13 protein-coding genes are annotated in these 9,889 nt (G+C 71.9%); all 13 read right to left on the bottom strand.

What is annotated here, in order from left to right; translation table 11 throughout:
- Positions 1 to 410: 410 nt before the first annotated feature.
- Positions 411 to 731 carry a hypothetical protein gene (locus tag AC6F7H_RS33995; RefSeq protein ID WP_500762595.1) on the bottom strand — a complete coding sequence of 107 codons (321 nt, stop codon included), beginning with the start codon at positions 729 to 731 and terminating at the stop codon, positions 411 to 413.
- 565 nt (positions 732 to 1,296) lie between these two features.
- Positions 1,297 to 1,668 carry a hypothetical protein gene (locus AC6F7H_RS33990; RefSeq protein WP_500762593.1) on the bottom strand — a complete coding sequence of 124 codons (372 nt, stop codon included), beginning with the start codon at positions 1,666 to 1,668 and terminating at the stop codon, positions 1,297 to 1,299.
- A gap of 120 nt (positions 1,669 to 1,788) precedes the next feature.
- Positions 1,789 to 3,630: a replication protein gene (locus AC6F7H_RS33985; protein ID WP_500762591.1), complete on the bottom strand. Its 1,842-nt coding sequence runs from the start codon at positions 3,628 to 3,630 to the stop codon at positions 1,789 to 1,791.
- On the bottom strand, positions 3,627 to 4,319 hold the full coding sequence (locus AC6F7H_RS33980) for a class I SAM-dependent methyltransferase (protein WP_500762589.1): 693 nt from the start codon (positions 4,317 to 4,319) through the stop codon (positions 3,627 to 3,629). Before AC6F7H_RS33980 ends, AC6F7H_RS33985 begins: the two co-directional genes overlap by 4 nt.
- Before the next feature lie 207 nt (positions 4,320 to 4,526).
- Positions 4,527 to 4,862, bottom strand: coding sequence for a hypothetical protein (locus AC6F7H_RS33975; RefSeq protein WP_500762587.1), 336 nt, complete (start codon positions 4,860 to 4,862; stop codon positions 4,527 to 4,529).
- A gap of 65 nt (positions 4,863 to 4,927) precedes the next feature.
- Positions 4,928 to 5,302: a hypothetical protein gene (locus tag AC6F7H_RS33970; protein ID WP_500762585.1), complete on the bottom strand. Its 375-nt coding sequence runs from the start codon at positions 5,300 to 5,302 to the stop codon at positions 4,928 to 4,930.
- A gap of 95 nt (positions 5,303 to 5,397) precedes the next feature.
- On the bottom strand, positions 5,398 to 5,754 hold the full coding sequence (locus AC6F7H_RS33965; RefSeq protein WP_500762582.1) for a hypothetical protein: 357 nt from the start codon (positions 5,752 to 5,754) through the stop codon (positions 5,398 to 5,400).
- Between the two features lie 128 nt (positions 5,755 to 5,882).
- Positions 5,883 to 6,086 carry a hypothetical protein gene (locus AC6F7H_RS33960; RefSeq protein ID WP_500762580.1) on the bottom strand — a complete coding sequence of 68 codons (204 nt, stop codon included), beginning with the start codon at positions 6,084 to 6,086 and terminating at the stop codon, positions 5,883 to 5,885.
- Positions 6,086 to 6,991 (bottom strand): protein spdB, encoded by a 906-nt coding sequence (locus tag AC6F7H_RS33955; protein ID WP_500762579.1) that lies wholly within the window; start codon positions 6,989 to 6,991, stop codon positions 6,086 to 6,088. Before AC6F7H_RS33955 ends, AC6F7H_RS33960 begins: the two co-directional genes overlap by 1 nt.
- Before the next feature lie 2 nt (positions 6,992 to 6,993).
- The gene (locus AC6F7H_RS33950) at positions 6,994 to 7,269 is read right to left on the bottom strand and encodes a hypothetical protein (RefSeq protein WP_500762577.1); all 276 of its coding nucleotides are present in this window, start codon (positions 7,267 to 7,269) and stop codon (positions 6,994 to 6,996) included.
- Positions 7,266 to 7,475 carry a hypothetical protein gene (locus AC6F7H_RS33945; RefSeq protein ID WP_500762575.1) on the bottom strand — a complete coding sequence of 70 codons (210 nt, stop codon included), beginning with the start codon at positions 7,473 to 7,475 and terminating at the stop codon, positions 7,266 to 7,268. The genes AC6F7H_RS33950 and AC6F7H_RS33945 overlap by 4 nt, the downstream gene beginning before the upstream one ends.
- Positions 7,472 to 9,367, bottom strand: a complete 1,896-nt coding sequence (locus tag AC6F7H_RS33940) for a helix-turn-helix domain-containing protein (protein ID WP_500762573.1) — start codon at positions 9,365 to 9,367, stop codon at positions 7,472 to 7,474. The genes AC6F7H_RS33945 and AC6F7H_RS33940 overlap by 4 nt, the downstream gene beginning before the upstream one ends.
- A 302-nt stretch (positions 9,368 to 9,669) precedes the next feature.
- Positions 9,670 to 9,889 (bottom strand): hypothetical protein (locus AC6F7H_RS33935; protein ID WP_500762571.1); only part of this gene is annotated, 220 nt, incomplete at its 5' end.

Below are 9,889 nucleotides of genomic sequence, written 5' to 3'. Positions count from 1 at the left end.
CTGCGTCATGCGGTTCAGACTGACACATGCCGTGCGGTGTGCGCAAGACGCGGTACAAGTTTCCCTACTCCATCAAGGCCGCCCGGCTCCGCCGGTCGGCTCGCCCGCCGACGGCCGGGCGCTCCTGTCTCCGCCCCGCTCCCGGCCCCCGGCGGGCGGCCACTCGCCGGGGTTTACATGGCCAGCCGTCCGCCGACTGCGGCCACGCCGTTGTGCGCGTAGCAATGGGCAGCGGGGAGGGGAGGGGGGACCGGTCGCGCTGTACGGCCGTCTGCCGGGCCGGAATCGTGGCCGACCGCCGTACCCCCGCCGTCACGGATGCGGGCGCGTGAGGCGACCTTGCGGCCCGGTATGGGCCGATGGGGAGCAGCAGCTACCGCGATGGGGTCGCGGCCGTCGTGGGCGCTCCGCTAGGCACCGGTCCGTCGTGGCTGCGCGTCCGGCTGCCGGACCGTACCGGGCGGGGGAGGCAGCAGGGGCCGACGGCGGCCCGCCGACCGAGGGGGAAGTGCCGGCGGACGCTCCCGCTGAATTTCGTCACGTGCCGGAATGGCGGGGCTCGAGATTCCGTCACGTGTCGATTTGGCGGCGACCTCTGCCAGTACGGCGATACGGGCCAGACGCTCCCGCTCCTCGATCCGGTCGACCACCTTGCGCTCCTCGTAGGCACGCTGGCGGCAGGACCGGCGGCAGTAGTCCCGGGGGCGTCCGGCGCCGGTTTGCTCTGGCACCGGTCCCCCGCACCAGGCGCACAGACGGGGGGCGGGGGGCGTGGCATCGCTCATGCCGGGACGGTAGAGGGACCGCCCTCGCGGCCACGGCACCGGGGCGCAGCGTGGCAAGTCCATGGCGTGGCGCGTCCGCGCGCGCGGTCGGGCACGCGACCGGTCACAACCGGTCCCCCGGGACTCCCCCAGAGTCGCGCGCATCGCGGGCCGGTAACTCGCCCGGTGCTCACGGTCGCCGCTCGAGAGAGGCCTCCCCCTACTCGCGCGGGAGGGCGAGGAACCGGATACGCGGCCGTCTGCGGCCCCTTGGGAACCCGTACAGGGGCAAGGGCGCCAACGGGTCCCGGTCGGCTCCAGGGCGGCCTCTGGGGCGTCTTCCCCTCCCCCTCGCGCACGCGCGCGCTCCGCAGACGCCGACGGCGGGATGGAGCGCGAGCGCTCCCGCGCTTTTCCCTCTCTCTTTCTCCCGCCGATCTTTCTCGGTAGGTACTTCCTTTAGGCGTGCGGCTCACCAGGCGCCGGATGGACCGACGCCGGTTGGACCGACGACCGGTGAGCCGTACCCCGGTCAACTCCAGTCGGGCGGAACCTCATCGTTCGCCGGCATCGCGTCCGGCGTCTTGGGTCGCGGAGTGTCGTGGAACACCAGCAGCGTGCGAATGCGGCCGTCCGGGAGTCGGAACTTCCACCGGTGCATGTACCCCGCCGCTTCCAACTCGCGGAACACCGCTCGCATGGCGGTCCGCCCCTCCCCACGCTTCCCCCGGTCCCTCATCGCCCGTTCCGCGAGGGCGTCCGCAGACACGGCCCACCACTTCTGATGAGACAGGATCTCCGCGAGAACTCCCCTCGCCCGGTAGGACAGTGCGTCATCCCGTAGGGACCCGTTCGGCAGAACCGTGAAATCCCGCTTGTACTTGCCTCTGCGTATGAGCGCCATGCGGCACCCCTCCCGCCCCGGCACAATGGCCGGTGAGTACTCATCACCAGACGCCCCGGGGTTCGTCGCTCCGGGGCGTCTCCCATCTGTGACCGTATCCGTGGCAGTCGGGGTTGCGGATCACTCCGTGCCGGTGCGGCGGGCGGTGACGAGCTGCGCGAGCAGACCGGCAAGATGCCGGCGCTTCCGTTCCATCGCGGCTTGGTCCGCCTCGTACTGGGCGATGCGCGCTTGCCGCTCGCGCTCCTCCCGGCGGGCCAACACGCGGGCGGCCAGGTTCTCCTGTACGGCGGCCACCTCCTCGGCGGTGAGCACCCGGACGTGGTCGCGTCGACCACCCAGGCCGCCGACGATGTCGCCTGCGGAGTCGTAGCACTCGGCCACGACCACGGCCTCTACGTCCATCTCGGCATCCGCACCGACCACCGTGCCGTGCGCGGTAGCGGTCATGACCACTCCGCCGGTCAACGGCTCCCGCGTGGCGCCCTCGTAGACGTACTCCAGGTCACGCTCCTCGGAGTCGTCGCCGTCCAGGTCGACGTGCCGCCGCAGGCCGCGCGTCCACTCGATCGCGCGCCGTCCGGCGAACGCCTCCTCGTACTCCGCCCACCACGCCCGCAGTTGCTCGGGCGTGCCGTATCCCTCGGCCCGGCGCGGGTCGGTGCCCTGTACCTCCAGATCCCAGAGCCGGTAGAGGATCTGGAAGGGCGTCATGGACTTCCGGCCCCGTCCGGTCTTGTGGTCGGCCCGCACGGTCTCCAGCACGGCACCGGTCGCGGTGTCCAGGTCGGCGGCCACCGACTCCGGCCGGTCCCGCTTCCCATCCTGGACTTTCGTCAGGTACTCGATCAGGGCCGCATCGTCGGCAGACCGGACGATCTGCACCATGACGCCGTGCCCCTTGCCCCCGCACTTACAGTCCCGCGTCTCGCATTCCTTGGACGGGGCAAAGCTCGGGTCCATCTTCCGCAGGGTCTCGGTCCAGTCCTCCCGTAGCCAGTCCTCCCACGCGTCCAGGTCGGCCTCCTCGGGCGTGAAGTGCCCGGTCACCGTGCCCTTTGCCGGAGTGCCGTCAAGCGTGCCTCCGAGGAACACCAGCAGGTTCATGTGCGGGTGCCAGCCGTTGGCCAGCGACCGCGTCACCTCCGAGGCACGGACCATGCCGGCGTACCCGATCCGGTGCCGGTGGCCGTCCTCTGCCGGGCGGACCGACGACTTCACCGTGCCGTCCTTCCTGGTCCAGGTCGACACCGACTCGGGCCGCCCGTAGAACGCAGGGTCGGTGAGCATCCGCTGATAGGCGCCGGGCGTCCGCCTCGGCTTGCCCGACCGGTCCAGCACCGGGGCGCCCTTGGCATCCAGCTTGGGCGCCCCCCAGAGCGCGTCTGTGAGCCGCCGAAGCTCCGTCGTGCGGTTGTGCCGGGCGGTGAGCACCACCACCGCGAGCGTGCCCCCAGCGGCCAGCCAACGCAGGGCGCCGGTCTTCCCCTCCTCGGTCCGGCCCCGGCGGATCGCAGCCGAGCACTCCGGACAGAACCAGATCCGCCCGCACCGGACCAGGCCGATCGTCACCGCGTACCCGCGCGAGGACCGACCGACGATCACGCCCGTGTCCGGGTCCAGGACGTTCCGGCCACAGCCCCGGCAAGCGTCGATCCGGGAGACGCGGTTCAGTACCTTCCGGCCCTGCCACCGACGGACCGCAGCCTTGGCCGCATCACTGGTCTGACCTGCGGGAACGTCCTGCGGCTCCCCGCTCTTGGAAAACTCTGTCAACCCTTTACCAAGGCGCGTCCCTTTTTGGGGCGCGGCGCCGTTGGCGGCTTCCTCGGCCCGCTTGCGGGCACGGGCCGCCTGCTTCTTGCACGCCTCGGAGCAGAAGACTTTGGGGCGCTTGCCCGGTGTGCGGGCGATCGGGGTTCCGCAGTGGCATCGAGGGCCGGCGGTGCGGGTGGCGCTCATGCGGCCACCGCCCCGAACAGAGCCAGTTGCCCGGCGGGGGCGAGGAACTGGCGGCCGATCCACTCGGTGTACGCCGGGGGGATGGCTTCCGTCAGTTCCTCGTGAACGTCGGTCCAGTCGATCCCCATGGCGGCCTGGATCTCCGCGACGCTGCCCTTACCACCGCCCTTGCCGTAAGCCGCGATGTACGGGCCGTCCCGGTAGACGCCATGGCGCCAGCCTCGGACGGGCCCGCGGTGCGGCTTGTGGGCAGGCTGAGCGGCGCTCCAGCCGCCCAACTCGAACCGCCGGTGCCGGATCACTCCGAGCCCGAACATCTCGCCGCAGAGGACGACGTCCGGCCGCGCGTCGGGATTCTCGATCACGAACGGGACGCCGGTCGACTCCATCGCGGCCCGGCCGGCGGGCAACAGGTCGACGTACCGGTCGGCAAGGCGGGCGTTCGTCCCCTTGGTCAGCGCGCACGTGGCTTGGCACGGCCACGACGCGTGGATCAGGTCGAACCGGTGGCCGTGCTCGCGGACGTACTCGATCGCGTCCGTCTGGACGAACTCGAACGGGTAGCGGGGGCGCGGCGCGATGTCGACGCCGACGACGTCGAAACCGGCGCAGCAGCAGAGATCGAGGACGCGGGGGCGTCCGGCGGGCCGGTGTGGTGGTGCCGTGGCTTCGCTTCGTACAGTGGGCACGAGCAACGTTCCTGTCTCGCCCGGTCTAGGGGCGCGAGATGTGGGACGGACGGCCCGGGGCTGCGAACCCTGGGCCGTTGCCGTTTGGACTGGTGGTGATCCTGGCACCGAACGGAGTGGGGTGTTGCCCCCCGACTCGCGTGTGCCTGATGGGGACTGACGGTCCGACGGAAGCCCCGCCGCGCGATACGGCGGGGCTTCCGTGTGTCAGGCGCCGGCGAGTGCGCGGCGTGCTGCGTCTACGGCGGTGGCAGCGTCGGGCCAACAGAACAGCCGGTCGACGGACAGGGCGCTGATGGAGTCCTGCCACCCCTCGGCAGTCCATGCCCGGCCGCCGCCGTAGCCCGTGGTGCTCACGGCCCACCCCGTGCCGCCCGTGGCACTGACGGGTGACTGCCGCCGGACGACGAGGGTCGTACCGCCGTTCTCGGGCAGGGGGATGCGGTACTCGGTGGCGTCTACGGCCAGTGCTTGGGCGCGCTCCAGCTCGGCCCTGAGACGGGCGATCTCGGCAAGGAGCTCATCGCGGGTGCGGTCGGTCATGGTCGGTTCCCTCCGTAGGGCCGGGCCGCCCGTGGTGGACGGCCCGGCGGGGCACGGTCGTCTGATCAGAACAACGTGGGCTCCGGACCCGTCTCGAGCCGGCGGGCGTTGGTGTACGCCTCCCGTGCCCGGCGGCGGGCGGCGACGTAGCACGCGGGGCACCACGCCCGGAGTTGCTGGATCGGGACGGCCACGGCCTCCAGGTCGGACAGACCGAGATCCATCGGCGCGGCGATCAGCCGCACGAGCCCCTTGCCCTTCCGGTGGCTCTGGTCATGGACGGCTGGGCAGCGTCGGCCGGTGGTCGCGTGCTGCGAGCCGCACAGGCCGTCGGCGCACTGGCACCGGTAGTCGGCGGCCTCCATGACCAGCTCCCACTGTTCGGTCTGAGTGATGGGCCGGGTGTGGATCTCAGGCTGGGTAACCTCGAACGCGCTCATCGGGTCTCCTCCGATGGGTCGGGTCCGTGGGGTGTTCGCGCACCCGCACGGGCGGTCGCGGGGCCGGGTGTTCGCGCACCCGGCCCCGTGGTGCGTCAGTCCTTGTAGGCGAGCGGGGACAGTGCGGCGTGCATCTCGTCCAGGGCGGACCGGAGCCGTTCGGCGGCGTCCACCGCGTCGCCCTTGGCGGCGCCCAGGTTGTAGACCCGCTCGATGGTGTCGCCACCGTCGGCCACGACGTGGCCGTCCTGGTGCAGCTTCTCCACGAACTCCGTGAGCTGTTCGAGCGCCTGCGGCAGGCGCATCACGAGCGTGCCCAGCTCGCCCACGACGCTGTACGCGTCGGCCGGGTACTCCCAGCCGGGACGCTGCGACATCGTCGCGTGGATCACGCCCCGGATGGCTTCGGCGGCGGCGTCGGCGAGCTGTGCGGGGGTCTTGGCGTCGGTCATGGTCGGTTCCCTCCGGGTGGGATGGATTGCGCTGTGCGTATCAGCATGACACGCACCATTCACCTTGCACAACAAGCCTGCGCAAGAGGGCCGAAGGGGACTTCCCCCTCCGGCCCCGGGGCGGTTGGTCAGGCTGCGGTATCGAGTCGGGCGGCGAGCTGGGTGGCGGCGGCGAGTATCAAGCGGACTTCAGCCTCGGCCGTGGACGGGAGTCCGGCCGGAGCGGGTGCCGGCGCCGGGGGCGGAGGCGGGGCCGGGGTCCGGCGGGGGCGCAGGGCCACCGCCAGGACCACGAGAGCCACCAGGACGGACAGCAGGTAGGCGAGCGCCATTACGCCCCCGTCCCGGCCGTCGCGGTGACGCGCTTCCAGGCGGACCGTAGACGGGTCTCCCCGGCCGCGTGGCCGGCCGCCCGGAACCGTTCGGCCATCTCCCGGTACGTAAGCGGCGGAACCTCACCGTGCCGGAGCTCCGTGACGATCCGGTCCAGGTCGTCATCGGTGAGCGCGGGAGCGGCCTCGATGGCGGCCACCGGCTCCGTGGGCCCCCACACCGGCAACTCCCAGCGGGCCGCCGTGACGCCCGTGACGCCGGGCGTGACGCGCTCCGTGACGCAGGTCAGAGCCTTGCCGGTGCCGTCACCCTGGCGGGCCGCCTCCAGTACCGACCACGCTCCGGCGAGAGTGCCGGCGGTCGCGGCCTGGACCCGTGCGACGCGCGCCCCGGCCGCCGTCACGGCCTCCAGCCGGGTCACCTCCGTACCCGCTTCCGCCCGGAGCTGCGCGCGGGCGACGGCCGCCGCGTCACGGGCGTCCTGCTGAACCTTCCGGATCGTGTCCAGGGCGGTCGGGGTGAGCGCGGTCCGCTCCCACAGACCGTGCACCAACCACAACGCCTTTGCCGCGAGGGGGAGCCAGGCGACGGCGAGCCACGCGCCCATGTCGTCGCCCTCCCCCACCGCGTGGGCGACCAGGACGCCGGTCGCCACCGCACCGAACGCCCAACCCACCACGGTGATCGGAGTGGAGTGGTCGCCCTGAGCGGCGAGCCGCCGGTCATACGCCAGGGTGGCGAGCCAACCGCCGTCGATGCCGAGACCGACCACCAGGGCCACGCCCCAGTGCATCGACTCACCCAGCCACATCACGACGACCGCCAGGGTCAGAACCATGCTCACGACCGTCATGGCGACGGCCGGGCCCACGGTTGCCAGCCGCTTGAAGTTCGGCTTAGTCATGGTCACTTCCCTTTCCGACGGGCGAGCGGGATGGACAGGCCGACCCCGGCGGGGGCGGCGGCGGCCACGGCGGCGGCCGTCGTCGCGGTGAGCTGGAGCAGCAGGCAGAGGGTCATCACCACGCCGATGGCGCCGGCGCTCACGACGACCGCGAGGATGATCGGGCCGGTGTAGGACCGGGCGGCGGGATGGTGGTGGACGATCACCACGGTGCGGGGGTCGGCCCCGGGCGGGATCATGTCGGCCGGGATGTGCCCGGCGTCCAACTGGGCGCTCATGCCTCCCCCTCCGATTCAGCGCACTTGGGGCAGTCGGCCGGGCACTCGTCGACCGACCGGGGGAGGGTCGCCCAACGGACGGCGATCACCGCGAGCGCCAACAGCGCGGCCAGGGTGACGATCTGCTGGTCATGGGCGACGAACTGAGCCCAGCACTCGACGGCCAGCAACGGGAGGACCAGGGCCAGGAACAGACGGCGGCTCATGCGGTCGCCTCCGTCCGGACCGTGGCAACGGTGATCGTGCCGTCGTCGGCGCGGTGCACGGCCCCAGCCTCGGCAAGCGCCTTCAGCTCGCGCGACACGGTGCCCTTGTTGATCCCGGTCGCCTCGGTCACTGCCTTCGACGTGCGGGCGCCTTCCGTCACGGCCGCCAGGACCCTGGCCCGGTTCGTCGCCGGGGCCGCAGGCGCCTCCTTCACCAGGCGCAGCGTGGCCGCCGGCGCTTCCGTCTCCTGCGGGATACGCCACGGGGCCGCCTTGGGCAGTCCGGCGATCATGCCGTCAGTGACGTGCCACAGCCGCAGCGGATCGGTGCCCCGCTTCTCGAACTGGAGCATCGCCCGGCCCGGGATGCCGTCGAGCCGGGAGGGCAGCCAGCCTTCCTGCTGGGCGGTCTCACCGAAGATCGCGCGTTCGGCCTCACCGGGGTTGACCGTGAGGGAGAGGAACGCGCTCATGTTCTCCTTCACCGCCGCCGGGACACCGACCGCCTTGGTCGGGAACTGCGTCGCCCACACGAACTGAAAGCCCACGCTGCGGGCTTCGGACCACAGCTCCTCGAACAGGTCCAAAACGTCGCCGTACTTCTTCTGCTTGGACATCCGGACGATGGCCGCGCCCTCGTCGATGACCACCAGCAAGTTGCGGTTCTCCGGGCGGCCGTCCGGCATCCAGGTCGAGCCGGTGGCGATGCCCTGGCGGCGGTGCATCTCGCGGGTCAGCTCCTTGGCCACCCCGTAGATGCGCGCCATGCGCTCCTCGCGGTCGGTCTCCTGCCCGACGCACCGCAGGCAGTGCTGCCAGCCGATCGCTTCCTGGCGCTTGGGGTCGATGACCACCGCCGTCCAGTCGTCGGCCATGACCGCGCGCATTGCCAGCGGGCGCCAGGACACCGACTTGCCCATGCCGGTGCGTCCGGCGGCCAGGATGTGCTTGCCCGCCTTCAGCGGCAGGTCGACGAACTCTCCGGTGACCTCGTCGACGCCGATGCCGACGTGGTCCGGCGTCCAGATCATCGAGACGCCGTCCGACGCGGACCGGGTCCGGATCACGATCAGCGCGCGGTCGCCGTGGCTGCCACGGCTGATCTGCATCCGCGTCTCGGACTTCATGCCGAGCAGCGCGCGCACCTGGTCCGCCTGAGCGGCCAGCGCCTTTGCCGACCACTTCCCGTCCAGCCGGACGCCGCAGACGATCCCGGCCGCCGTCACCTCCGGGTGCTCGGTGAGCGTGCCGGACAGGCCGCGCTCCTCCGCGTGCTGCACCCAGAACGACGGGTCGAGCCGCTCCATCAGGCGCCGCTCCTCCGCCGACAGGTCGCCGTCGACGTCGACCGCCACGGACCGCCGGCCGATCGCGAGCGCGGCGATGTTCGCGGCGATCAGTCCGAGCGACGTCGCCGCCGGCCACACCGTCCAGTCGACCGGCGCCGACAGCACGTAGGACGCGAGACCAGCCGGGACCGCGTGCACCGCGTGCGCCTGGACCGCCCGAGCCTTCAGCGTCGCCGGGTAGTTCTTCCGCGCCGACTTGAGCGCGCCCTTTGCCGACGCGCGGTGCGAGCGGGCCGCCTTGTCCGCCGTGCGAGCCGCCCGGCGTCCGGTGCTGAAGGGGTTCTGCGACGCGGCCCGCGCGGCGGTCCGCTGGCTGCGAGCCGTCGCGGCCGTCGACCGAGCCGAGTTGTGGGCGCGCTGGGCGTCCATGAGCGCCTTCAGGTTCTCCGGGGTGCGGAGATCCTTCCGGCGGGTCGCTTCGGCGTCCCAGCGCGCGGCCAGCGGGGCGCAGACCGGTGCCAGCACGTCGAGCGAGTTGGTGATCCCTCCGGAAGCCGACTTGGCTCCGGAAGCGATCTTGGACAACACTTGGTTCTTGTCCACGAGATTGCCTCCAAGCTGATCGTGGATAGGGCCGGATTCTCGTTGACGCGGGGTCCGGCCCGCTGCGTGTTCGGTTGTGGTCGCCGGTTGACCCGACCGGGGGGCGTTGACCCCCCGCAACGGCCTTTGACCTGCGACGTTGAGCCGTTGACCCCGAACCTAGGGGGGTGGCTCTACGCGCGCCCGCGCGAGGAGACCCCGGATTCGGTGCCGAGAGTGGCCCTAGGCGCCCGTCTCCGTCCCGTTCCCGGGACCGGTGACCGGATCAGCCTCGCAGGCTCTCCAGGCCGTCTGAGGGCCGTCTAGGACTCCGGCTCTCGGAGCCACGACCGGACCGTGTTCGGGGCCACGGCCGTGAGTTCCGTGATCCGCCGGATCGGCAGTTCCACCTCACGGGCGTGCCGGATCAGGGGGCGCAGCTCCGCGTCCACCTCCTCCAGCTGGGCGAGCAGCCGGATACGGCGCTGCCCCGGCCGCTTCAGTGCGGCCTCTGCGTCGGCTCGCAACTGAGCCGGTGTCTTC

The organism is Streptomyces sp. MMS24-W38 (assembly GCF_059889265.1).
This window is presented reverse-complemented; position numbering and strand designations above follow the sequence as displayed.

What these genes read in the sequence shown, in the direction of transcription:
- AC6F7H_RS33955 (WP_500762579.1), bottom strand. Translation starts at nt 6,991, where the DNA reads ATGACTAAGCCGAACTTCAAGCGGCTGGCAACCGTGGGCCCGGCCGTC.
- AC6F7H_RS33945 (WP_500762575.1), bottom strand. Translation starts at nt 7,475, where the DNA reads ATGAGCCGCCGTCTGTTCCTGGCCCTGGTCCTCCCGTTGCTGGCCGTC.
- AC6F7H_RS33990 (WP_500762593.1), bottom strand. Translation starts at nt 1,668, where the DNA reads ATGGCGCTCATACGCAGAGGCAAGTACAAGCGGGATTTCACGGTTCTG.
- AC6F7H_RS33950 (WP_500762577.1), bottom strand. Translation starts at nt 7,269, where the DNA reads ATGAGCGCCCAGTTGGACGCCGGGCACATCCCGGCCGACATGATCCCG.
- AC6F7H_RS33960 (WP_500762580.1), bottom strand. Translation starts at nt 6,086, where the DNA reads ATGGCGCTCGCCTACCTGCTGTCCGTCCTGGTGGCTCTCGTGGTCCTG.
- AC6F7H_RS33985 (WP_500762591.1), bottom strand. Translation starts at nt 3,630, where the DNA reads ATGAGCGCCACCCGCACCGCCGGCCCTCGATGCCACTGCGGAACCCCG.
- AC6F7H_RS33965 (WP_500762582.1), bottom strand. Translation starts at nt 5,754, where the DNA reads ATGACCGACGCCAAGACCCCCGCACAGCTCGCCGACGCCGCCGCCGAA.
- AC6F7H_RS33970 (WP_500762585.1), bottom strand. Translation starts at nt 5,302, where the DNA reads ATGAGCGCGTTCGAGGTTACCCAGCCTGAGATCCACACCCGGCCCATC.
- AC6F7H_RS33975 (WP_500762587.1), bottom strand. Translation starts at nt 4,862, where the DNA reads ATGACCGACCGCACCCGCGATGAGCTCCTTGCCGAGATCGCCCGTCTC.